Source organism: Pseudomonas sp. GW821-FHT05D12, assembly GCF_059419825.1.
In genome coordinates this window covers 224276-248071 of record NZ_JBWKSN010000001.1, presented here as the reverse complement: position 1 = coordinate 248071, position 23796 = coordinate 224276, and the positions used below count along the sequence as shown (strand labels likewise).

At 60.4% G+C, this 23796-nt stretch carries 19 protein-coding genes and 2 pseudogenes; 12 read left to right on the top strand and 9 right to left on the bottom strand.

The features are described from left to right. Positions 1–561 precede the first annotated feature (561 nt). Positions 562–2019, top strand: a complete 1458-nt coding sequence (gene dacB / locus AC07SI_RS01135; protein WP_495004937.1) for a D-alanyl-D-alanine carboxypeptidase/D-alanyl-D-alanine endopeptidase — start codon at positions 562–564, stop codon at positions 2017–2019. A 6-nt stretch (positions 2020–2025) separates the two neighbouring features. On the opposite strand, the gene AC07SI_RS01130 is transcribed toward dacB, so the two are convergent. Further along, complete coding sequence (locus tag AC07SI_RS01130) at positions 2026–2805, bottom strand: IclR family transcriptional regulator (RefSeq protein WP_495004936.1); 780 nt, start codon at positions 2803–2805, stop codon at positions 2026–2028. A 119-nt stretch (positions 2806–2924) separates the two neighbouring features. Here AC07SI_RS01130 and hmgA point away from each other — a divergent pair, with 119 nt between their 5' ends. The 4 genes from hmgA (at position 2925) to AC07SI_RS01110 (ending at position 7679) form a co-directional block, all read left to right on the top strand. Next, positions 2925–4208, top strand: coding sequence for a homogentisate 1,2-dioxygenase (gene hmgA, locus AC07SI_RS01125; RefSeq protein WP_120447682.1), 1284 nt, complete (start codon positions 2925–2927; stop codon positions 4206–4208). A gap of 3 nt (positions 4209–4211) precedes the next feature. Beyond that, on the top strand, positions 4212–5498 hold the full coding sequence (gene fahA / locus AC07SI_RS01120; protein ID WP_495004935.1) for a fumarylacetoacetase: 1287 nt from the start codon (positions 4212–4214) through the stop codon (positions 5496–5498). 12 nt (positions 5499–5510) lie between these two features. After that, positions 5511–6155, top strand: coding sequence for a maleylacetoacetate isomerase (gene maiA, locus AC07SI_RS01115; RefSeq protein ID WP_106805082.1), 645 nt, complete (start codon positions 5511–5513; stop codon positions 6153–6155). A 162-nt stretch (positions 6156–6317) separates the two neighbouring features. After that, a complete protein-coding gene (locus tag AC07SI_RS01110; RefSeq protein ID WP_495004934.1) occupies positions 6318–7679 on the top strand; it encodes an MFS transporter in 1362 nt (453 codons plus the stop codon). Positions 7680–7970: 291 nt separating this feature from the next. Here AC07SI_RS01110 and AC07SI_RS01105 read toward each other — a convergent pair whose 3' ends face one another. Then, entirely contained in the window at positions 7971–8774 is an 804-nt protein-coding gene (locus tag AC07SI_RS01105; protein ID WP_106805080.1) for a SirB1 family protein, read from the bottom strand. A gap of 188 nt (positions 8775–8962) precedes the next feature. Here AC07SI_RS01105 and AC07SI_RS01100 point away from each other — a divergent pair, with 188 nt between their 5' ends. Beyond that, positions 8963–9982, top strand: a complete 1020-nt coding sequence (locus AC07SI_RS01100) for a Glu/Leu/Phe/Val dehydrogenase family protein (protein ID WP_065906967.1) — start codon at positions 8963–8965, stop codon at positions 9980–9982. Positions 9983–10037: 55 nt separating this feature from the next. Here AC07SI_RS01100 and AC07SI_RS01095 read toward each other — a convergent pair whose 3' ends face one another. After that, positions 10038–10298: a YebG family protein gene (locus AC07SI_RS01095; protein ID WP_012722374.1), complete on the bottom strand. Its 261-nt coding sequence runs from the start codon at positions 10296–10298 to the stop codon at positions 10038–10040. Positions 10299–10546: 248 nt separating this feature from the next. Between AC07SI_RS01095 and AC07SI_RS01090 the strand changes: the two are divergent. Then, positions 10547–10789, top strand: a pseudogene (locus AC07SI_RS01090) (phosphate-starvation-inducible PsiE family protein); the annotation flags it as partial. 145 nt (positions 10790–10934) lie between these two features. Further along, on the top strand, positions 10935–11384 hold the full coding sequence (locus tag AC07SI_RS01085; RefSeq protein ID WP_495004933.1) for a phosphate-starvation-inducible protein PsiE: 450 nt from the start codon (positions 10935–10937) through the stop codon (positions 11382–11384). Between the two features lie 224 nt (positions 11385–11608). On the opposite strand, the gene AC07SI_RS01080 is transcribed toward AC07SI_RS01085, so the two are convergent. Then, positions 11609–13213: an AAA family ATPase gene (locus tag AC07SI_RS01080; protein WP_495004932.1), complete on the bottom strand. Its 1605-nt coding sequence runs from the start codon at positions 13211–13213 to the stop codon at positions 11609–11611. A gap of 71 nt (positions 13214–13284) precedes the next feature. Between AC07SI_RS01080 and AC07SI_RS01075 the strand changes: the two are divergent. Then, positions 13285–13587 (top strand): annotated as a pseudogene (locus AC07SI_RS01075) (phosphate-starvation-inducible PsiE family protein); the annotation flags it as partial. On the opposite strand, the gene AC07SI_RS01070 reads toward AC07SI_RS01075, so the two are convergent. The 3 genes from AC07SI_RS01070 to AC07SI_RS01060 form a co-directional block, all read right to left on the bottom strand. Then, complete coding sequence (locus AC07SI_RS01070; RefSeq protein WP_065906965.1) at positions 13584–13901, bottom strand: DUF3509 domain-containing protein; 318 nt, start codon at positions 13899–13901, stop codon at positions 13584–13586. The pseudogene AC07SI_RS01075 and the gene AC07SI_RS01070 sit on opposite strands and share 4 nt — an antisense overlap. A 299-nt stretch (positions 13902–14200) precedes the next feature. Beyond that, entirely contained in the window at positions 14201–15493 is a 1293-nt protein-coding gene (locus AC07SI_RS01065; protein WP_495004931.1) for a serine/threonine transporter, read from the bottom strand. Between the two features lie 60 nt (positions 15494–15553). After that, positions 15554–16930, bottom strand: a complete 1377-nt coding sequence (locus tag AC07SI_RS01060; protein WP_106805078.1) for an L-serine ammonia-lyase — start codon at positions 16928–16930, stop codon at positions 15554–15556. Positions 16931–17067: 137 nt separating this feature from the next. Here AC07SI_RS01060 and AC07SI_RS01055 point away from each other — a divergent pair, with 137 nt between their 5' ends. Together AC07SI_RS01055 and AC07SI_RS01050 are read left to right on the top strand one after the other, a co-directional pair. Then, positions 17068–18015, top strand: a complete 948-nt coding sequence (locus AC07SI_RS01055) for a LysR substrate-binding domain-containing protein (RefSeq protein WP_065906960.1) — start codon at positions 17068–17070, stop codon at positions 18013–18015. A 212-nt stretch (positions 18016–18227) separates the two neighbouring features. Next, the gene (locus tag AC07SI_RS01050; protein ID WP_065906958.1) at positions 18228–18638 is read left to right on the top strand and encodes an HPF/RaiA family ribosome-associated protein; all 411 of its coding nucleotides are present in this window, start codon (positions 18228–18230) and stop codon (positions 18636–18638) included. Positions 18639–18697: 59 nt separating this feature from the next. On the opposite strand, the gene AC07SI_RS01045 is transcribed toward AC07SI_RS01050, so the two are convergent. After that, positions 18698–20209 carry an MFS transporter gene (locus AC07SI_RS01045; RefSeq protein ID WP_495004930.1) on the bottom strand — a complete coding sequence of 504 codons (1512 nt, stop codon included), beginning with the start codon at positions 20207–20209 and terminating at the stop codon, positions 18698–18700. A 104-nt stretch (positions 20210–20313) separates the two neighbouring features. Here AC07SI_RS01045 and AC07SI_RS01040 point away from each other — a divergent pair, with 104 nt between their 5' ends. Beyond that, positions 20314–21225: a LysR family transcriptional regulator gene (locus tag AC07SI_RS01040; RefSeq protein WP_106805076.1), complete on the top strand. Its 912-nt coding sequence runs from the start codon at positions 20314–20316 to the stop codon at positions 21223–21225. A gap of 159 nt (positions 21226–21384) precedes the next feature. Here AC07SI_RS01040 and fecA read toward each other — a convergent pair whose 3' ends face one another. Next, the gene (fecA, locus tag AC07SI_RS01035; protein ID WP_495004929.1) at positions 21385–23721 is read right to left on the bottom strand and encodes a TonB-dependent Fe(3+) dicitrate receptor FecA; all 2337 of its coding nucleotides are present in this window, start codon (positions 23719–23721) and stop codon (positions 21385–21387) included. Positions 23722–23796 lie beyond the last annotated feature (75 nt).

Sequence of the window (23796 nt, the reverse complement as noted above, 5' to 3'; positions counted from 1 at the left end):
GCTTCCTGTGACAAGCAAGCTTTTTGGGGCCAGCATGCTTCCTGTGACAAACAAGCTTTTTGGGGGCCGTGTGCTTCCTGGGACAAGCAAGCTTTTTGGGGCCAGCGTGCTCCTGTGACAAGCAAGCTTTTCGGGGCCAGCATGCTTCCTGTGACAAGCAAGCTTTTTGGGGCCAGCATGCTTCCTGTGACAAGCAAGCTTTTTGAGGGCCAGCATGCTTCCTGTGACAAGCAAGCTTTTTGGGGCCAGCATGCTTCCTGTGACAAGCAAGCTTTTTGGGGGCCAGTGTGCTTCCTGGGACAAGCAAGCTTTTTGGGGGCCAGCATGCTGCCTGTGACAAGCAAGCCTTTTTTGGGGCCGACATGCTTCCTGTGGTGAGCGGGCTTGTCCCGCGTTGGGCTGCGCAGCAGCCCCAAATCCAGGCACCGCGATACCCCTGAAAAAAACGCAGTGGCTTTATTGGGGCCGCTTCGCCGCCCAACGCGGGGCAAGCCCGCTCGCCACAAACACCTTGAGCTGTTAGCGTTGCCGCCACCTGACGCTTTGCGGAACACGATACTGATGCACTTTGGACGATGGTTACACACCGGCACGCTGTGGGTCGGCTTGAGCTTTTTACTGGGAGGTTGCGCGAGTGTTTCGCCGACCTCCACCCCAGCGACCCTGGACCACCTGCTGGCCGACCCGGTCCTCAACGGCGCCACCGTCTCAGTGATGGTGCGCGACGCCCGCAGTGGCACCACCCTCTATCAGCACAACCCGCGCACACGGTTGATCCCGGCCTCCAACCTCAAGCTGCTGACCACTGCTGCGGCGATGGATGTGCTCGGCCCGCAGTACCGCTTTTCCACCCAACTCTTGAGCAACGGCACCCGCCAAGGCGAGCGCCTCAACGGCAACCTGTACCTGCGTGGCCTGGGCGACCCGACCACGCAGTTCGCCGACTACCAGGCCCTGGCCGCCCAACTGGCGAGCCAGGGCGTGCGCCAGGTGCAGGGCGATTTGGTGTTCGACGACACCTGGTTCGACGCCGAGCGCCTCGGCGTGGACTGGGCCCAGGATGACGAAAGCACCTACTACGGCGCACAGATTTCGGCGCTGACGGTGTCGCCCAACAGCGATTTTGATGCGGGCACTTTGCTCGTTACCGCCCGCGCGCCGGTAGCAGTCGGGCAACCGGTGAGTGTCGCGGTGAGCCCGGCCACCGATTATGTGCAACTCAGTAATCGTGCGGTGAGCGGAGCGGGCAACAGCTACGCGATCACTCGCCAGCACGGCACCAACCTGCTGCAACTCAGCGGCGCGTTGGCGCCGGGCAAGCAGAGCCGGCAGTGGGTGAGTGTGTGGGAGCCGACGCAACTGGTGGCCAATCTGTTCGAACAGGCGCTGGCGCAGCAGGGCATCCAGGTGCTGGGGCGGCGTGTGATCGGTGCGAGCAGCCCTGCGACGGCCACTGTGCTGGCGGAGCATCAATCGGCACCGCTGCAGGAGCTGATCACGCCGTTGCTCAAACTCTCGAACAACAACATGTCCGAAGCCTTGCTCAAGGCCATGGGCCGCAAGACCGCCAATGCCGGCACGGCAGCGGCGGGCGTGGCGGCGGTGGCGGGCTTTCTGCAGCGCCAGGGGCTGGACCCGGCAACGCTGAGCCAGGTGGACGGCTCGGGCTTGTCGCGACGCAACCTGGTGTCGTCGCAGACCCTCACCGACCTGCTGCTGGCCACGTCCAGACAGCCGTGGTTCGAGGCCTGGTACAACGCCTTGCCGATTGCCGGGAATGCCGACCGCATGACCGGTGGCAGCCTGCGTTATCGCCTGCGTGGCAGCGCTGCCGAAAACAACCTGCACGCCAAGACCGGCTCGATGGCCGGCGTGTCATCGCTGAGTGGCTACATCACCGACGCCAAGGGGCGGCGCCTGGTGTTCTCGATGATCAGCAATAACTATGTGAGTGACGCCGCGCCTATTCGCGCTGTGGAAAACCGCGTGGCGCTGGCCTTGAGCCAATGGCACGAGTGAGTTGACTCAGGGCTGATAGCCCATGCGCCAACTCACGGCCCGAGTGGCGGCCAGCAAGTGCTGGGCCGCCGGGCCATCTTCATCGGCGTGAAACAGTGAGGTGGGGCCGACCACGGTCATCACCGCCGCCACTTGCCCGACCGCGTTGAACACCGGCGCCGACAACGCATCCACCCCCGGCATCAGCAGGCCGTGCACAAAGTGCAGGCCGCGCTGGCGGATCTGCTCGCAGGTGCGCGCATAGGCCTGATCGCCCGCCAGGGCATGGGCGATGCCGGCCTGGACCTCACGCTCACGCAACTCCACGGTTTCCCGCGAAGGCAGGAAGGCGCTGAATACCAGCCCGGTGGACGAACTGAGCAACGGCAACACCGACCCCAACTGCGTCACCACAGTGATGGCGCGCACCGCCGGCTCGATGTGCACGACGGTCGCGCCTTGATTGCCCCACACCGCCAAAAAGCAGGTTTCATTCAATTCATCGCGCAGTTCCGCCAGCGGCATTGCGCCGACTTTCAACACATCCATGCTGCCCAGCGCGGCCAGGCCGACACGCAGCGCCTCGCGGCCGAGACCGTAGTGGTTGGTGGCGGTGTTCTGTTCGGCAAATCCCGAGGCGATCAGCGCCTGCAGGTAACGGTGCACCTTGCTCGCCGGCATTTGCACATGATCGGCCAGGCGTGACAGCGAGGTGGCCGGCGACAATTCGGCCAGGGCCTTGAGGATATCGGTGCCCACTTCGGCCGAGCGGACTTTCTGTTTACCGGTGTCGCGGGGCTTTTCCATGGAGGGGCGAGAATCCGAGAGATGAATGGGCGTCTTTATAGCTTGACGGTCGACAGTGATCAAATTACGTTATGCGTAACTGGATTACGATAAAAACAACTTCCGTCAGAGGATGATCCATGAACCTCGAATACCTCTCGGGCTTCGGCAATGAATTCGCCAGCGAAGCCCTGCCCGGCGCATTGCCGGTCGGCCAGAACTCCCCGCAAAAAGCGCCCTACGGGCTGTACACCGAACTCTTCTCCGGCACTGCCTTCACCATGGCGCGCAGCGAAGCCCGCCGCACCTGGTTGTATCGCATCCAGCCGTCGGCCAATCACCCGGCGTTCGCCAAGCTGGAGCGGCAATTGGCTGGAGGACCGCTGGGCGCGGTAACGCCCAATCGCCTGCGCTGGAACCCGTTGGATAGTCCGAGTGAGCCGACGGACTTTATCGACGGTCTGGTTGGCATGGTCGCCAACGCCGGCTCGGAAAAGCCTTCAGGTATCAGCATCTACCACTACCGCGCCAACCGCTCGATGGACCGCGTGTTCTTCAACGCCGATGGCGAGTTGTTGCTCGTCCCCGAGCAGGGGCGCCTGCGCATCGCCACCGAACTCGGTGTGCTGGACGTCGAGCCGCTGGAAATCGTGGTGCTGCCGCGCGGCCTTAAATTCCGCGTCGAACTGCTGGATGCGCAAGCGCGCGGCTACGTCGCCGAAAACCACGGCGCACCGCTGCGCCTGCCGGACCTGGGGCCCATCGGCAGCAACGGCCTGGCCAACCCACGCGACTTCCTCAGCCCCGTCGCCCACTACGAAGACCTGAAGCAGCCGACAACGCTGGTGCAGAAATTCCTCGGTGAACTGTGGGCCTGCGAGCTCGACCACTCGCCGCTGAACGTGGTGGCCTGGCACGGCAACAACGTGCCGTACAAGTACGACCTGCGCCGCTTCAACACCATCGGCACGGTGAGTTTCGATCACCCGGACCCGTCGATCTTCACCGTATTGACCTCGCCCACCAGCACCCACGGGCTGGCCAACCTCGACTTCGTGATCTTCCCGCCGCGCTGGATGGTGGCCGAGAACACCTTCCGTCCGCCGTGGTTCCACCGCAACCTGATGAACGAATACATGGGCCTGATCCAGGGCGCCTACGATGCCAAGGCCGAAGGTTTCCTGCCCGGCGGCGCCTCGCTGCACAGCTGCATGAGTGCCCACGGCCCGGACGGTGAGACCTGCACCAAGGCCATCAATGTGGACCTGGCGCCGCACAAGATCGACAACACCATGGCCTTCATGTTCGAGACCAGCCAGGTACTGCGGCCCACGCAATTCGCGCTGCAATGCCCGCAGCTGCAACCTTCCTACGACGCGTGCTGGGCCTCGTTGCCTGCCACCTTCAACCCGAATCGGAGATAACCCATGACGCAACCAACCCTCACCCGCAGCTGGGTAGCCTCCGCCAACGGTCATCGCGATTTTCCCCTGCAGAACCTGCCGCTGGGCGTGTTCAGTATCAACGGCTCGGCACCGCGCAGTGGTGTGGCGATCGGCGACGCGATCCTCGACCTGCACGCGGCCGTGGACGAGTTCGACGGTGAAGCCCGGCGTGCAGTCGAAGCCACCGCCGGCGGCCAGCTGAACGCCTTTTTCGAACTCGGCCGAGGCCCGCGCGTGGCGTTGCGCGAACGGCTGCTGGAACTGCTCGCGGAGGGCAGCAAACTGCAAACCCGTGAAGCGCAGGTGTTGCATCGCGCCGCTGATTGCCAGATGCACCTGCCAGCCAAGATCCACGACTACACCGACTTCTACGTCGGCATCGAGCATGCGCAGAACGTCGGCAAGCTATTCCGCCCGGATAACCCGCTGCTGCCGAACTACAAGTACGTGCCGATTGGTTATCACGGACGCGCCTCGACCATTCGCACCTCGGGCGCCGAAGTCCGTCGTCCCAAAGGCCAGACCCTGCCGGCCGGGCAGACCGAACCCAGCTTCGGCCCCTGCGCACGCCTGGACTATGAGTTGGAACTGGGCATCTGGATCGGCCAGGGCAATGCCATGGGCGACTCGATTGCAATTGGCGATGCGGCCGAGCATATCGCCGGTTTCTGCCTGCTCAATGATTGGTCGGCGCGGGATATCCAGGCCTGGGAATACCAACCGTTGGGGCCGTTCCTGTCGAAAAGCTTTATCACCACGATCTCGCCCTGGGTGGTGACGGCCGAAGCGCTGGCGCCGTTCCGCAAGGCGCAACCGGCGCGTCCCGAAGGCGACCCGCAACCGCTGCCGTACCTGCTGGATCAGCGCGACCAGGCGGGCGGGGCCCTCGATATCGAACTGGAAGTGCTGCTCACCACCGCGTCGATGCGCGAGCAGAACCTGCCGGCCCACCGCCTGGCCCTGAGCAACAGCCTGCATATGTACTGGACCGTTGCGCAGTTGGTTGCGCACCACAGCGTCAACGGTTGTCAGTTGCAGGCCGGTGACCTGTTTGGTTCGGGCACCTTGTCGGGGCCGCAGGCCGGGCAATTCGGCAGCCTGCTGGAGATGACCGAAGGTGGCAAAAAACCGATCGAATTGCCCTCCGGCGAGGTGCGCAAGTTCCTCGAAGACGGCGACGAAATCATCCTGCGTGCGCGTTGCAGTCGCGAAGGCTATGCCTCGATTGGCTTCGGCGAATGCCGCGGCACCGTGGTCGCCGCGCGCTAGGAGGGCAGGGCGATGGAACTCTATACCTACTACCGCTCCACCGCGTCGTACCGGGTGCGCATCGCCCTGGCGCTCAAGGGCCTGGATTTCACTGCACTACCAGTGAATCTACTGGTGCCGGCGGGCGGCGCCAATCGCCAGCCGGAGTACCTGGCCATCAACCCGCAGGGCCGCGTGCCGGCCTTGCGCACGGATGACGGCGAGTTGTTGATCCAGTCTCAGGCGATCATCGAGTACCTGGACGAACGTTATCCACAGGTGCCGCTGTTGTCCGAAGACCTGGCCACCCGTGCGCATGAGCGCGCGGTCGCCTCGATCATTGCCTGTGACATTCACCCGCTGCACAACTCCAGCACCCAGAACCTGCTGCGCCAGTGGGGACATGACGAGGCGCAGTTGCTGGAATGGATCGGGCACTGGATCAGCCAGGGCCTGGGCGCGGTGGAGCAGTTGATTGGCGACGAGGGTTATTGCTTTGGCGCGCAGCCGGGGCTGGCGGATGCGTTTCTACTGCCGCAGGTGTATGCGGCAGAGCGCTTCAAGGTGGCGTTGACGGCGTACCCGCGTATCGGGCGGGTAGTGGCGTTGGCGGCTGGGCATCCGGCTTTCCTTCAGGCTCATCCCGCAAATCAGCCGGATACCCCTGCCACCCCGTGAATCTGAAGGCTTGCACCGATCAATTGTGGGAGCGGGCTTGCTCGCGAAAGCGTTGTATCAGTCACAGAGTCGACGACTGACACTCTGCTTTCGCGAGCAAGCCCGCTCCCACATGGGGTCTCCAGCGTGTCCAGAATATAAAAACAATACAGGTACCTTGCGATGCACAATCAGATTGCCAGCTTTCGCGCGGCACTCGACGCCCGTCCGGTGTCGCGCTATCAGTGGTTGATCCTCCTGTTGCTGGCGCTGCTGCTGGTGACCGATGGCTACGACGCCCAGGTGCTGGGCTATGTAGTGCCTGCGCTGGCCAAGGATTGGGGCCTGGAAAAAGCCGCCTTCGGCCCGGTGTTCAGCGCCAACCTGTTGGGCCTGACCCTCGGCTCGCTGCTGGTGACGCCCCTGGCGGATCGGTTTGGTGTGCGACGCATCCTGCTCGGCTGCGTCCTGATCTACGCCAGCCTCACGGTACTGATGGTGTTCGCCAACTCGTTGACGACGCTGATGGCCGCGCGGTTTATCTGCGGCATTGGCATGGGCGGGGCGATGCCCAGCGCCATGGCCTTGATGTCGGAATATTCGCCGCCGCGCCTGCGCACCCTGATGGTAACCCTGGCGGCGTGCGGTTTCTCGTTCGGCGGCGCCGCGGGCGGGTTTGTGGCGGCGGGTTTTATCGAGGGGTATGGCTGGCAGGCGGTATTCCTGGCGGGCGGTGTCACGCCATTGCTGCTGTTTCCTTTCCTGGTGTGGCTGCTGCCGGAATCACTGCCGCGCCTGCTGCGTGATGCGCCGCCGTATGCGCGGCTGCAGAAGGTCACCGCGCGCATGCTGCCCGGCTGGCAGGCCCCGCCGGCAAGCGCGGCGGAAAACGCTCAAGAGCAAGGCAGTAAGCTGACGGTCGTAGAGTTGTTTCGCAATGGCTACGCGCGTCCGACTGTGCTGATCTGGGCGACCTTTTTCGTCAGCCTGATCCTGCTGTACTTCATGATCAGTTGGTTGCCGTCGCTGTTGCTGGAAAGCGGCCTGGCCCTCAAGCAAGCCAACCTGGTGACCTCGATGTTCCTGTTTGCCGGCACCTTGGGCGCGATTGGCATGGCGTGGTTTGCCGACCGGTTGAAGAGCAAGGTCCGGCTGTTGTCCGGCGTGCTCGCGGCAGCAGCCGTGTGCACTGTGCTGCTGGGCTTGAACCACGACAATCCGCGTTACCTGGTGGCCTGCGTGTTCGCGGCCGGGTTCTGCATCATCGGTGGGCAACTGACCCTGAATGCCTTCGCCAGCAACTTCTACCCGGCGCACGTACGCGCCACGGGTACCGGCTGGGCATTGGGCGTGGGGCGGTTTGGCTCGATCCTCGGGCCGCTGTTTGGCAGCATGCTGCTGGCGATGCAGATTCCGGTGCAGCAGATTTTCTTCTTCTGCGCGATTCCGGCGGTGATTGCCGCATTGCTGATTATCCAGGTGCGCTCGCCGGGTGTGGCGTCGGCGGAACGCCCGGTGCCGGGCGATATTCTCAAGACCCCTTGAGGCCAGGCGCGAGTCACTGTGGCGAGCGGGCCTGTCGTGGTGAGCATGCTTGTTGTGGGGGGCTTGTTGTGGTGAGCGGGCTTGCCCCGCGTTGGGCGGCGAAGCCGCCCCAAACCTGGCGCTGAGGTATGTCTGACACTCCGCATGGGTTTTTGATGGGGCTGCTACGCAGCCCAACGCGGGGCAAGCCCGCTCACCACAACAAGCCCGCTCACCACAGTCATTGATACAGCCACAGTCCCTGCCAGAGCCCCCCCCACCCAGAACTCAACACCAACGGATCCGGCAGCGTCAATGCACCACTGTATTCGGCGGCAAGTGTCCCAGGCGCTCCGTCAGGCGCAGGCGCTGGATCGGATCTTCACTGAGCAGCAGTGCGTGTTCCAGGTCAAAGCGCTCGGCGTTCGGGCAGTCCAGGCGCTGATACAGGCTGGCACGGGCGAGGTAGTCGGCGGCACTCGCATTGCCCAGTTCCAGCACGCGCTCGGCGTCGATCAGGGCGGACAACGGGTTGTCATTGGAAAGGTGCAGCTGGCGCAGGTTGCGCGACAGGCGCTGCAGGATCGAGCGCGGTCCGGCGGTGTGCAGATGGTCGGCCTGCAACTTGAGGTTGGGGCCGTATTGGCGTTGCAACAGTTCGCGGCAATCATTGGGGTACAGGCGCCGACCGCCGCAAGGGTCCAGCAGGTGATCGGCGCCGGGCACCCGCAGCAGGAAGTGGCCCGGAAAGTTGACGCCGACCATGGGGATGTCCAGGCGTCGCGCCAGCTCCATCGCAATCAACCCCATGGCCAGCGGCTGTCCGCGCTTGCGCTGCAGGACCTTGTCCAGCAGGGCGGCGGCGGGGCGCAGGGGGGTGAAGTCATCCTGGGCGAATCCGAGGTCATTCATTCGCCGCAGCAGTGGTTGACCCAGTTCATCGGCCGGCAACATTGGCATGCCCAGGCTCACCTGTTGTTGCAGCAACCCCAGCTCCTGCAGGATCACCAACGGCTGCACCGCCGGGTCATGCTCGGCAGCAATCCACAGCGCGGCTTCAAACAGCGCAGGGGGTGAACGTTCCAGGCAGGCGAAAAAGGCTTTGCGGGGGTTCATTGCATTCTCCGGCGGATGCCCTCCCGTTTTAGCCTTGCTGGGAATTTTCGTCCAGTGGCTTAGAAAATATCCTCCGTGCTTATGTCGCAAGCCCCGTAAAACCGGGCGGCTTATTCCAGCGTACTTCGGCAGTTTTCTGCCGCAAGCCTATACTTGGCGACTACAAAGAGTGATTCGGGAGCTCGACGATGTTTGCTCTCATGCACAGCACCCGCCTTGAATCGCTGCACCTGAGCATCGACCCGGTGACGGGGTTGAAGGCGGTCATCGCCATTCACAACAGCCGCCTGGGCCCTGCCCTGGGCGGCTGTCGCTACCTTGCCTACCCCGACGACGAAAGCGCCGTGGCCGATGCCGCGCGCCTGGCCCAGGGCATGAGCTACAAGGCTGCCCTGGCCGGGCTGGCGGTGGGCGGCGGGACGGCGGTAATCATCCGCCCCGTGCACGTGGAAAGCCGCGCCGCCTTGTTTGAAGCCTTTGGCCGTTGCATCGAAAAACTCGACGGCCGCTTCATCACCTCGATCGACAGTGGCACATCAGTGGCCGACATGGATTGCATCGCCCAACACACGCGCTTCGTCACCAGCACCACGGCGGCAGGCGACCCGGCTCCGCATGCCGCCATGGGTGTATTCACCGGCATCCGCACCACCGCCATGGCCCGCCTGGGCAGCGACAACCTCGAAGGCCTGCGCGTAGCGGTGCAGGGCCTGGGCAATGTGGGTTATGCCCTGGCCGAACAGCTGCACGCCGCCGGCGCCGAACTGCTGGTCAGCGACATCGACCATGGCAAGGTGCAACTGGCCATGGAGCAATTGGGTGCGCATCCTATCGCCAATGACGCCTTGCTCAGCACGCCCTGCGACATCCTTGCGCCGTGCGGTGTGGGGGCGGTGTTCAATCGGCACAGCGTTGGCCAACTGCGCTGCGCCGCCGTGGCCGGTTCCGCCAGTGCGCAACTCACCAACCTGCAAGTGGCCGACCAACTGGAAGGGCGCGGCATCCTCTACGCCCCGGACTACGTGATCAATTCCGGCGGCCTGATCTACGTCGCTCTCAAGCACGGCGGCGCCGAGTTGCCGACCATCACTGCACACCTGTCCAACATCGGCACGCGCCTTACCGAAATCTTCGCCCACGCCCAGGCCGAAAAACGCTCGCCTGCACGGGTCGCGGATGAGCTGGCCGAGCGTCTGCTGTACAAATAGGCCGGGTATTAAAAAGGCCCTGAATCCATGATTCAGGGCCAGTTCAATTCGGGCTTTATTCCGCCGGCGCGTTGAGCAATTCGGACAGCGCGTCCGGTTGGCTCTTGAACGCCTTGGCAAATACATCGCGGTTCTTCGCCATGTAGATCCCGGCTTCTTCAACCTGCTGCTCGCTCAGCGACGGCACGGCTTTTTGCAACACTTCTGCCAGCAACTCAGCGAGTTCAAGCATCTTGTCATGACGGTCAGCTTCGGCTTTATCCATGAACAAACGCTCCAGATCTCGGCTGCTGCGGTATACCACTTCGACGGCCATTCACCACCTCACATGCCTTCACGATAGTTGTCTTTTGCGAATACTGTATTTATATACAGCGAAAAGGGTAAGCCAAACCACGGGGTTTGGGTAGCAGTTTTTTAATCTAGCCCGTAAATACAGGTTGAGCGTGCCTCATGTCACCCCGCCATCATCTTATACCTGCCTCTGGCCTTTTTTCTGCATGCAGAACAACCGTCACGTCCAACCCGCATTATCCGGTCGAGTCGACCTAAGGAAGCATCATCGTGAAAATCAACTGGGCCGAAAAGTTGCGCCAGAACGTCCATGGGCTGGCTGAGTCCCTGGGCAATCTGTTTGTCGAGTCGTTCCACTACCTGGCGCTGTTCTCCATTGGTGCAGTGACCGCCTGGGCAGCGGTGATGGAGTTTCTGGGGATGCTGGAAACCGGGCACATCAAGATCGATGACATCTTGCTGTTGTTCATCTACCTGGAATTGGGGGCGATGGTCGGGATCTACTTCAAGACGAAGGTATACGTTACTACCACTCTTCGTAGTAGTTATCAGATGCTTGCAAGCCCTAATAATGCTGGGACGTGGTGTGCATGACCCGCTTCTGACACGCCCTATAGTCGGCTTTGATTTGCTCAATTTCTGAACAGTGGTGGGTACGATGACGCAAGAAGTGAAATGGGCTGAAAGCCTGCGCAAAAAGCTGCATGGTGGTGCTGATTCGATTGGCAATTTATTCGTAGAAACGTTTCATTATCTCGCTCTTTTCGCAATTGGATTAATCACCGTTTGGGCTGGAATTTCTACATTTATAGGTATGCTTCAACAGTCGAAAATTACAGTTGATGATATTTTACTACTATTCATCTATCTTGAACTGTTGGCCATGGCGGGCATATATTTTAAAACAAATCATATGCCTTTGCGTTTTCTTTTATATATTGGCGTAACGGCACTGATTCGACTATTGATAAGTGATGTTTCTCATCATAATGCACCTGACACCGGAATTCTTTACGTGTGCGGTGGTGTGTTGCTGCTGGCGATTTCAATTCTGGTCGTCAGATATTCCTCTTCAAAATATCCTTCTGTAAAAGAAAAAACAGATTGAGAGAGTTGTTTTGAGTGGATGAGCTGCTTCCAGTGAAGCAGCGCTACTATTATGCGAGAGTCGTCCTTCCGGATAGTGGAGCTAGTTTGTGTTGTTAAAAATAAATCCAGCCGTAAGATTTGCTTTGCCAAACTCTCATTCAGAGATAAAACTAACTCCTACGTTTGGCGTTGTGCGGGTGCTGTAGATGATGCACAACCAATTAGGTGGTTGTGCATCATTTTTTATATAGCACCAAAAATGGATTGTTCAAGCTCTAAGAATGAGGTCGAGTTGGTTGGGAAAACTCTTGCTACTTCAAGTTTGAATTTTTCAGGGTTGATGCTTGTGTTGATGCCACAGATTCCTTTAATTCGGTTCCAAAGGTCCTTAACGCTTTGGTCTTGTATGTTGGATACAAGCTTGTCGTATGAGTCTTCATCAAATGGGAGGCTATTTTTTTCGCAGTAATGTATCAGTACGTCTTTGCTGAAAATATAGTTTTCGATCTCCCAGCGATTTAGCATTCGGTGGTGGTCACCGTTGGTACTTAGGTATATTTTCCTTTGCTCGACTGATACGCCTTTTCCAGAGCCGGAATCTCTATCTTTAAGTAGTAATATTTCCAAGTCTGGAAGTGCCTTCGACAGAATTGCAATCGCTATATCACTTCGTTGATCTAGTTCAGTGTTGCCGCCGCTCGAAATGAACAATGTATCCGGATATTTTTCGTTGAAAATACTATTGTAAGCTTGAGCATCCATCCCGCGTTCTCTGCCGCCGGATCCTGGGCTGTCTCGACCCTCGCAATAGACGATCCGTTTGGGGCTTAAAAGGTGGGTAAGATCATCTAATGCTACTCCAAAAAATTTCCGCCACATTGTCGAAGTCTTAGGTGCCGGGGTGAGAGTTTTTGGTTGAGATGCGAGGTTGTCGTTGTCATCAAAATAGATTATTTGACACTCATTTTTGATCTCCTCCTGAAGCGCTCGCATAAAACCTATACTATGAGTCGTGATCCAGATTTGGCAATTTTTTCCCACCAGACGGTTTATTTCAATGAGAAGATTTCTCTGTATTGCTGTGTTTATGTGAAGCTCTGGTTCGTCGAGGAGGAAGATAGTATCGCTGTAGTCGTCCTGTCTTAGATATAGATCTAGAAGAATGTCAACTACTTCTTTTTCGCCAGACGACAACACGTCAAATGGAAAAGGCTTTGTGGAGTCTTTTTTTATAAAAAAAAGTGTACCCTGCGAGCTTTCGACGTTCCCGATATTGTCAATTTCAAGGCTCAGGCAGTTTCTAATTGATTTATTTAACTCTTCTATTATTTGGTCTTTTGCTTCGCTGGGTCGGCAATTTTGTTCGTTCAGATATTTGTTATATCTGATGTTCAATCTGCGATAGTTTTCTTCCATCTTATCATCAATATCTGAGGCGGAAGTAGCGCCGTAATTATTAAGGCGCATCTCCGAAACTGCTCTTGTCTCAGTTACATTTAAACTGCTGTTATACCTGTAGGGACTTCTAAATGAAAAAATAGTATTTTCTGCTCCGGGTCTCTTTCCGCGGATGCTAGGATAGTCGCCGTCAGTGAAGTCAATTGAAATGCTTTGATAGTCGAAGGCAGGGTCGGAATTCATAGAGTGGTATAAATGGTTTTTGGCGGATTTGTTACCAAGTCGACCGTATGCATTGTTTAAGAAAAGCATGCCATCGAGAACGCTACTTTTACCACTACCATTCGCACCTACTAGAGCTATAATTCGAGAGGGTGACTCTCCAAGGTCTATAGTTAAGTCATAGAAGCGTTTGTAACCGTTAAACAGACGTAGTTTTTTTACTCGCATTTTTTATCTGAATCCATTCCGTTATTTAAGCGTTGGTAAGATGGAAAATAACACGAATGAAGATGGTGGCGATATGCCTATTGACGCTCGATAAAGCACTTGGCTGTGCGGTTGTAGCGGTCAAGACCAACCACATGCCGGTACGCTTCCTGATCTACGTGGCGATCACCGCGCTGACGCGCCTGCTGATCTCCAACGTGTCGCACCACAACCCGCCCGATATCGGCATCATCTACCTGTGCGGTGGGATTCTGCTGTTGGCGTTCGCGATTCTGGTGGTGCGCTATGCCTCGTCGGCCTTCCCGTCGGTGAAGGTCGAAGGCCCGCGTCGCAAGGGCGAGACGAGCCTGGAAACCGAGAAGGGCGAGCTTTAAAGCCCGACGCTGAAGGGCAGGGCGCGGGTCGGTGGCCGCTGCAACAGTTTGTGGCTGTCGCCGTCGGTCATCACCGCCAGGATTTCCATGGCGCTGTGGCCCTGCTCGATGGCAATTCCGAATTGGATGCTTTGCACCAGGCGTTTGAGGCGTTGCGGGTCGTTGCGCTGTTCGGCGCTGATCATGCGCTTGGCGACGACGCCGGTGTCATCCGAGAGGGTGAGCATGATGCTGCCATCCAGCCGCTGGATGCTCAGGTTGACGCGGTATTGGGGGGTGAAAGTGTCGGTGATGATCTGAAAAGGATTGTCCATGGTGCGTTACCGCCTGATAAGAACATGCAGTCATTGACGGCCGGTGTCTGGATTAGTTCGCATTGCCTGACCGCCGGCCACTCCGTCGCTGAGGGTGTACAAATTCCGTTTGCCTCATGAGCTGTACAGCAAGGGGCGTGCCGTACAGCGACTTCCCAGCCCATGGGGGCTGGATGTGGGAGCGGGCTTGCCCGCGAATGCGCTCTTTCAGCCAATAAATACTCAGCTGAAGGAGCGCATTCGCGAGCAAGCCCGCTCCCATATTTATCTTGGGTTGATCTTCAGGTCTGTGGGCTATTTCAGGGCAGTACCGAGAAAACGATCGCAGACAGCGCAATCAACCCGATCACCACCACAAACACGTTCGACAGCTGGCCCGAGTACTGGCGCAGAGATGGCACGCGGCGGATCGCGTACATCGGCATCAGGAACAGCAGGCACGCGATGATCGGCCCGCCCAGCGTCTCGATCATGCCGAGGATGCTCGGGTTGAACGTCGCCACGGCCCAGCAGGTCAGCACCATGAACAGCGCGGTGCAGCGCTCCAGTCCTTTGGACGACATCGAACGGTTGCGCCCGCGCAGGGATTTGACGATCAACCCCTGGAAGCCTTCGCTGGCGCCGATGTAGTGGCCCAGGAAGGATTTGGTAATCGCTACCAGCGCGATCAATGGCGCGGCATAGGCAATCACTGGCGTCTGGAAGTGGTTGGCCAGGTACGACAGGATCGAGATGTTCTGGGCCTTGGCCGCCGCCAGGTCAGCCGGCGACAGCGCCAGCACGCAACTGAAGCAGAAGAACATCACGGTCAGCACCATCATGCCGTGGGCTGTGGCCAGGATGCCGCTGCTCTTGCGCTCGGCCTGCGCGCCGTACACGCGTTTCTGGTCGACGGCAAAGGCGGAGATGATCGGCGAATGGTTGAACGAAAACACCATCACCGGGATTGCCAGCCACAGGGTCTTGAAGAATATCGGCAGCGGCATGCCGTCGCCGGCGGAGGCGAAGAATGCACCGTTCCAGTTGGGGATCAGGCTCACCGCCAGCAACAGCAGGGCGGCGACGAACGGGTAGACCAGCACGCTCATGGCCTTGACGATCACACCCTGGCCGCAGCGCACGATGGCCATCAGGCCGAGGATCAGCACCAGCGACAGGATCGCCCGGGGCGGCGGCGCCATGTGCAGTTGATGTTCCATGAAGCTGCCGAGGGTGTTGGTCAGCGCCACGCTGTACACCAGCAGGATCGGGAAGATCGCGAAGAAATACAGCAGGGTGATCAGCTTGCCCGCACCCACGCCGAAATGCTCTTCGACGACTTCGGTGATGTCACCGGATTTGCCCGACAGCACAAAGCGCGTGAGCCCACGGTGGGCGAAGAAGGTCATCGGGAAGGCCAGCAGTGCCAGCACGATCAGCGGCCAGAAACCGCCGACGCCGGCGTTGATCGGCAGGAACAGGGTGCCCGCCCCGATGGCGGTGCCGTAGAGGCCAAGCATCCAGGTGGTGTCGTGTTTGTTCCAGCCTTTTGCAGCGGGGGTCGTCAGGTCTACAGCGGGATTTTCGGCAGCAGGTGTACGTACATCGGTCATCGTTATTGCCTCGTTATTATTTTTGCGCGGGCTCACGTTGGGGCGGTCAGGGAATGCTCCTCAGCACTCCACCCAGTTCACGGCCAGGCCGCCCCGTGAAGTTTCTTTGTATTTGTCATGCATATCGGCGCCGGTATCGCGCATGGTGCGGATCACCCGGTCGAGGGAAATGAAGTGTTTGCCGTCACCGCGCAGGGCCATCTGCGTGGCATTGATCGCCTTGACTGCCGCGATGGCGTTGCGCTCGATGCACGGCACCTGTACCAGGCCACCGACCGGGTCGCAGGTCAGGCCGAGGTTGTGCTCCAGGCCAATTTCGGCGGCGTTTTCCAGTTGCTCGGGCGTGGCGCCCAGCACATCGGCCAAGCCGGCGGCGGCCATGGCACAGGCCGAGCCGACTTCGCCTTGGCAACCGACTTCGGCGCCGGAGATCGAGGCGTTTTTCTTGCAGAGGATGCCGACGGCGGCCGCGGCCAGAAAGAAATTGACCACATCGTCGTCAGACGCGTCGGGGTTGAACTTCATGTAGTAATGCAGCACCGCCGGGATGATGCCGGCCGCGCCATTGGTCGGCGCGGTAACCATGCGCCCGCCGGCGGCGTTTTCTTCGTTGACGGCGAGGGCGAACAGGTTGACCCATTCCATCGCCGACAAGGTCGAAGTGATCACATTCGGTTTACCGATTTCCAGCAGGCTGCGGTGCAATTTCGCAGCGCGGCGCGGCACGTCCAGGCCGCCGGGCAGGATGCCTTCATCGCGCAGACCCTGCTCGACGCATTCGCGCATCACCGACCAGATATGCAGCAGTCCGCTGCGGATCTCCTCGTCACTGCGCCACGCGCGCTCGTTGGCCATCATCAGTTCCGAAACCCGCAGCCCGTGCTGGTTGCACAGGGCCAGCAGTTCGACAGCGCTGGAAAAGTCGTAGGGCAATTCCACGTCACTGGTCGGCGCAATGCCCGAAGCCGCTTCAGCGGCTTCGATGATGAAACCGCCGCCCACCGAGTAATAGGTTTGCTCGCTCAGCAGGCCATTGTCGCCGTAGGCATGCAGGGACATGGCGTTGGGGTGGTAAGGCAGGCTTTCGTCGAGCAGCAACAGGTCGCCGTGCCAGTTGAAGGCAATGTCCTGCTGGCCGGCGAGCAGCAGCCGGCCGCTCTCGCGCAGTTGCTGGATACGGGCGTTGATCGAGGTGGGGTCGATCTGGTCTGGCCATTCGCCCATCAGCCCCATCACGCAGGCGCGGTCGGTGGCGTGGCCCACGCCGGTCGCCGACAGCGAGCCGTACAAGCGCACTTCGACGCGACGGGTTTCGCTGAGTAGCTGTTGGTCGATGAGGGCCTGGGCAAACGTCGCCGCAGCGCGCATCGGGCCGACGGTATGGGAACTGGACGGGCCGATGCCCACCTTGAATAGATCGAAAACACTGATAGCCATGCTAAAGCCTTACAAGCAATGGAGTAGGAATCGCTGCCATGTTTTGTAGGACGAGCGCAATTGGCGCGATACTGAGCCTCTGGAACGGCACTGACCAACGAATTATCCTAAGACACCCTTTAGCAGGACTAAACCCTATGACCCGGCCCCTTCATGGCCAGACGTATGTCTGGTTGCACGTTTTTTCCTGCGCGGCGCGGCATTTGTCGTTCACCCGTTGCGCCGAGGAACTGCACATCACGCCGGGGGCGGTGAGCCAGCAGATTCGCCAGCTGGAAGAGCGCCTGGGTTTCCGCCTGTTCCATCGGCGCGCGCGCGGCGTGGAGTTGAGCGCAGAGGGGCAGCGGCTGGCGACCACGGTGGGGGAGGCCTACGGCAGCATTGATGCCGAGTTGCAGCGCTTGGATGCGGGGATGATCAGTGGCACCTTGCGCCTGCGTTCGATCCCGTCGTTTCTGGGCAAATGGCTGACGCCGCGCTTGCCCCGCCTGCAGCAGCGGTTCCCGGATATCCAGCTGCGCATGGTCGCCGAAGACAGCAGCATTGCGCTGCACGAGGGCGACTTCGACCTGGCGATCGACCTGAACGACGGCAGCTACCCCGGCCTGTTATCCACAGCCTTGCTGGATGAACAGATTTTCCCGGTGTGCGCGCCCAGCCTGCTGCGCGGCCGTCCGCCGTTGCATGGGCCGGCTGACCTGGTGCATTTCCCATTGCTGCACGACATTACCGCGTGGCGTGGGAGTTATGAGTACGCCGAGTGGGAGTTTTACCTGAATGCCATCGGCTATCACCACGCCGACGTACGGCGCGGGCACACGTTCAACCGCAATCACCTGACCATCGAGGCCGCCATCGCCGGCATGGGCGTGGCCATCGCGCGGCGCACCTTGCTCAACGATGAGTTGGAGCGCGGCACCTTGATCGTGCCGTTCGGCCTGGCCGTGCCCAACCATAAACGCTACGTGCTGCTGTATGCACCGGGCGCGCTGAGCCATCCGGGCGTGCGGGCAGTGCATGACTGGCTGGTGGAGGAAGCAGGGATTTTTCGCAGCTTGCACCCGTTGGGAGAGGGGCAATTATGAGGATTGTCGGGCGTAAGAAGATGTAACTAACTCCCCACCCTACCAGCGTTTTTGCTCGTAGTCAGAGTTAATTTGTAATGTGTGATTTATCTTTGCAAAGGGGTTGAATTGTTCTGCTGACTGCTCAATTGTGTAATCAAGAGGTCATGGTTTCACCACACCGGTGTTGCAGTTGTGACCTCTCGCGAGCTAGCTGAAATAAGGGAAGAACTATGCAAATCCAAGTCAATAGCGATAACCATATTGAAAGCAGCATCCGACTGGAGGAGTGGGTACGTAATACCATTGAAAGCACGCTCGAACGTTATGAAGAAGACCTGACCCGTGTTGAGGTCTACCTGCGGGATGAGAACGGCGACAAGCCCGGTCCCCACGATCTGAGTTGCCGCCTGGAAGCGCGGCCAAAAGGCCATCAACCGCTGTCGGTGCTGCACAAGGCCGATACCTTGGAGCAGGCGATCGACGGCGCTGCGACCAAGCTGGACCATGCGTTGGAACATTTATTCGGCAAACTGCAAGGCAAGCCCCGCGCTGCCGGGAAAAGTCTGTCGGACACCAAAGTGAATGAAGATGAGCTTGAACAGGAGTTTCTGGAAAAAGAACGTGCCGTGTTTAACAGCTGATCGCTGAAGGTTTTTACCCTCCGACTGAAACGGGCCTGCACATGCAGGCCCGTTTTCGTTTAGCGGCCGCGTCGGAAGAAATACCCACTCAGCAGCGCCAGGACACCAGCCCCCAAGCCGGCAAAAAGCATCGCCCATCCCGCCCCTTGGCGCAGCCCCGCCTGTGCCTGGGAGATTGCCAGCCCAGGCACTTCCAGTTTGCCTGCCGCAATCTCCTGGCTGAGGGCCGGCCACTGGGATGCCGTGGTGGCGGGCAATACTTCGGCCAGGTAATGGCTGATCCCCAACAACAGCACCAGTCCCATCAACGCGATGTTGAGTGCCAGGGTAATCAGGCGTGCACTCAGGTCGATGCCCGATGCCATGCCCGCGCGATCAGCCGAGACCGCGCCAGTGGTGGTGTTGGTGGTCGGTGAGTTGGTCAACGCCAGGCCCACGCCGGCGATCACACAACTGGCCAGCATCCAGGAGAGGCTCGGATGCCCGGTTCCATTCGCGGTGGCCATGGCCAGGAAGCCTGCACCCATCAGGCCCAACCCCAGCGGGATAATGCGCTCGGCACCGTAGCGCAGCGCCAGGCGCTCGGCGAGCGGCGGCACCAGCAAGGTGGGCAAGGTGTAGGCGAGCAGGGCGCCGCCGGTGGTCAAGGTGTCGTAGCCGAGGCCGGCCTGGAAGTAAAGCGGCAGGTAGATCATGAACGGCCAGAAGCTGAAGTTCATGCCGATGGAGCCCATCAGCGCGCCGTTGAAACGCTGGATTCGAAACACCGAGAAATCGAACATCGGCTGCGCACTGCGGCGCTCAACCACGATGAACAGCAGTAACCCGCCGATCGCCAACCCGGCCCAGCCGAGCATGGCCGCCGTGCCGAAGCCTTGCTCGGTGCCCTGGGTAATGAAGTACACCAGCGCGAAGACCGACAGCGTCAACGTGAGCATGCCGGCGATGTCCAGGCGATGGGCCGCCGGATCGCGAGATTCCTGCACGCTGATGTGCAGCAGCGCCAGGGTGAACAACGTCAGCGGCACATGCACGAGGAAGACCCAGCGCCAATCCGCGATCGCCAGGATCAACGCGCCCACCATCGGCCCGAAACCCAGGCCGATGCCGGCAATCACGCCCCATATCGCAAACGCCCGCGCCCGTGCCGCCGGCTCGCGGAACAGGTGCGAAAGAATCGCGAACTGGCAGATCATCATCGCCCCGGCGCCCACGCCTTGTACGAAACGTGCCGCGATCAGTGTCGGCGCATGATCGGCCAATCCACAGGCCAGCGATGCCAGGCCGAACACCCATAGACATAGCACCAGCATGCGCCGCCGCCCGAAGCGGTCGGCCAGCGTGCCCGCCGCCATCAGCACACTGGTGCAGGCCAGGGTGTAGGCATTCATGATCCATTGAGCATCCTGAAAGCCGGTGCCCAGCTCTCGTTCAAGCGTCGGGAGGATGACGGGCACACTGGAAATCTCCAGGCCGAACATGAGGGCGACGAGGCACACGGCGGTGAGGGCCAGGCCGTTCCTGGCGGTAAGCGCAGGCGTGGCGGCGGATAACGTAGCGGCGGGTGGCATGGGATTCTCCTGTCGATGGCAATCGGGTTATTTTCAGGGGAATCTGTTTCTTTATTCGTGATAAGTTTTCTTCTTATCAGGGAATCAAGAGCGACAATCAAATCATGGCCACTCCGCGTTTTGATGGCGTCGAGCTGTTTCTACAGATCGTCGAAAGCGGCAACCTGACCGAAGCCGCCGAGCGGCTTAACCTCACGCGCTCTGCGGTCGGCAAAGGGCTGGCGCGATTGGAGGCGCGCCTGGGCACGTGTTTGCTGCAGCGTTCCACGCGCCGCCAGCGATTGACCGAGGACGGCCAGGCCTATTACGAGCATTGCCTGCGCGCGCTGGCGGAGCTGGAGGCCGCCGAGTCGGTGCTGGAGAGCGGTCGGCAGCAGCCACGCGGACGCCTGCGCGCGAGCCTGCCGCTGGCGTTCGGGCACCACTATGCCGCGCCTGCGCTGTGGCGGTTGATGGACCGGTTTGCTGAGCTGGAGATCGAGATTTCGTTCTCGGATCGGCTGATCGATGTGGCCCAGGAGGGTTTTGACCTGGCGGTGCGTATTGGCCCGCTGCCCGACACTGATCGCTTGAGTGCTCGCCGCCTGGGCGAACAGGCCATCGGCCTGGCGGCGTCATCTGCGTATTTGCAGCGCAGCGGCCGGATCGAGTGCATCGAGGATTTGGCGGGGCATCGCGGTATTGCCTACCGCTGCAGTGCTCCACGCCTGGAATGGGAGTTGAAGGATGCGCAAGGGCGCGCGCACCGTGCGCGGGTGGCCTCGCCGTTGATGATGGACGACCTCCAGGCCGTGGCCGATGCCGCGATCGCGGGCGTGGGCCTGGCCTGGTTGCCGAGTTGGTTGATTGCCCACTATGTTTTGCGTGGGCAACTGGAGGCGGTTTTGCCGAGCTATCGCGACCAGCCTGCGCCGATCCATGTGATTTGGCCGACGGCGGCGCATATGCCGGCCAAGACGCGTTGTGCCATTGATGCCTTGGTTGCTGCGACGCCTAGTTGTTTGGCGGGGAGTTAGGTGTCAGGGCTTTTTGGGGTTGCTTCGCAACCCAACGCGGGGCAAGCCCGCTCGCCACAGGAGGCATGCTCGCCACAGGAAGCGTGCTTGCCACATTAAGCCTGCTCTCCACAGTAAGCCTGCTTGCCACGGGAAGCCCGCGTGGGCTTTGCTCGGCAGTCAGAACGCGATAGACGTTTGCACGTATACCGTACGCGGCTCGCCGACATACTTGCCCTTGTTATTGTCGTCGAACGAACGGGTGAAATACTGGGTGTTGAAGATGTTTTTCACTCCGACGGCCACGTTCAAGTCCGATAGTTGCGGGCCGAAGTCATACGCCGCGCGGCTGCTGAACAGCATGTAGCCGGGGATGCGACCGGTGGCACCGTTGGCGCTTTCGGCCTCGGTGTTGGCGTTGTCGGCGAACTGGCTGCTCTGGAAGCTGCTGTCCAGGTTGAGCTTCCAGCGGCCTTCGGTGTAGCCCACGCCGAGGGTGCCTTTGCGCTTGGACGAGAAGGGCACGCGGTTGCCTTTGTTCGGGCCGTCTTCGCGGATGGTGGCGTCGACATAGGCATAGGTGGCGTACACATCAAACCCCGCCAGCGCCGGGCTCAGGCCGTCGAGTGCATAGTTGACGCTGGTCTCGATGCCCTGGTGGCGGGTTTCGCCACGGGCGATCACCGAGTCATCGGTCTGGTTGCTTTCGTACTGGTTGTCGAAGTTGATCAGGAACGCGCCGATCTCTGCACGCAAGGTGCCGTCGTCGTAGCGGGTACCGAGTTCCCAGGTGCGGGCCTTTTCCGGTTGCACTTCGCCCTTGGGCACGCGCTTGGCCATCTGGCTGTATTGCACGCTGCCGAACGAACCTTCGGTGTTGGCGTAGAGGTTCCAGCTGTCGGTGAGGTGATAGAGCACGTTCAACGCCGGCAGTGCGGTGTTGTAGTCACCTTTGTAGTTCAGGTTGTTGATGTGGTCGGTCTGCTCGGACTTGATCATTTCGTAGCGCACGCCCGGGGTGATGGTCCACTTGCCGATATCAATCCGGTCATCGAGGAACAGTGCATTGGTCTCGGTGCTGCCGCGGGTGTCGCGGTCGTTGCGGCTGTCGGTGGTGGGGATCTGCTGGTTGGCGGCGATCGGTGTGCGGTAGCGCAGTTCGTGGCCGGCTTCGTTGATGTAGCGGTAGCCGATGCCCACTTCGTGGCTGGTCGGGCCGAGGTCGAAGCCTTGGGCGAAGCGCGTTTCCAGGCCGCGCACCCAGTATTCGCGTGGCGACAGCGAGAGGAAGTTGCCCTGGTCCAGGTAGCCGTTGCGCAAGGTGGTGGTGAAGAAAGTGTTGGCGGTGAATTCGCGGCGATCTTCCTGGTAGCGGTAGCCGGCGTTGAACATGGTGCGCCGGCCCCAGAACTTGTCGTAGGGACGGGTGGATTGGTACGGGTCGGCCTTGTAGTCCCTGACGTTCAACCCCCCAGGCATATCGGCCTGGCCTTCGTAGTATTGCGCCATGGCGTTGAAGCTGTTGGCGTCGTCGAGCTGGTATTTGCCTTTGAGAATCAGGTCATCAATGCGCGTGTTGCTGTTTTCGCGCCAGTCGCCGCCACGGGTCCCGGAGTAGAGGATCGCGCCGCCGAGGCCGTTGTCGGCGGTGCCGCCGGCGAGCAAATTGCCGGTGGTCTTGAACCCGTCGTGGCTGGAGGACGGGCTGGTTTCAGTCTGCAGGCCGCCTTTGACGGTTGGCGCATCGGGAATCGCGCGGGTCACGAAGTTGACCACGCCGCCGACGTTCTGCGGGCCATAGCGCACGGCGCCGCCGCCGCGCACCACGTCCACCGCGTCCATGTTACCCATGCTGATCGGTGCAAACGACAGTTGCGGCTGGCCATACGGCGCGAATGGCACCGGGATGCCGTCCATCAGCACGGTCGAACGCGAGGCCAGGCGTGGGTTGAGGCCACGAATGCCGAAGTTCAGCGCCATGTCATGGCTGCCGGTGCCGTTGTTTTCCGGAGCGTTGACGCCGGGAATACGGTTGAGCACATCACGGGCCTGGGTCGCGCCCTGGCGTTCGAATTCTTCGCGACGGATCACGTCGCGGGCGCCGGGGTGTTCGAATACGTTGGTCTGCGCCGCATCGCCGAGCCAGTCGCCCACCACGCTGGAGGTGCCCAGTTCAATGCTGGCCGGGGCGTTGGCCGGTTGCAGGCTGTAGGCATTGTCGCCTTCGGCACGCGCTTGCAGGCCGGTGCCTTCGAGGAGTTTCTGCAGGCCGTCAGCGGCGCCGTAATTGCCCGACAACCCACGACTCTGCATGCCCGCCGTGACTTCGGAACCGAAGGAAATCAGCACGCCGGCTTCACGACCAAACTGGTTCAGTGCCGCCTCCAGCGACGCCGGGGCGATGTGGTAGGGCTTGGCGTCAGCGGCCATTACCGGTGGCAGCACGGTCAGGCCGAGGCTGGCGCCGAGCAGGAGTTGGCGCAGGGTGCGGGCGAGAAGGGTGGGTTGCTGGGGCATGACGAGCGGTCCTGAGAAGGAAGGATCAAGGTGGCTTTCCTTCTCTGTCACGCGAGGTGTGGAAAACGGCTCACT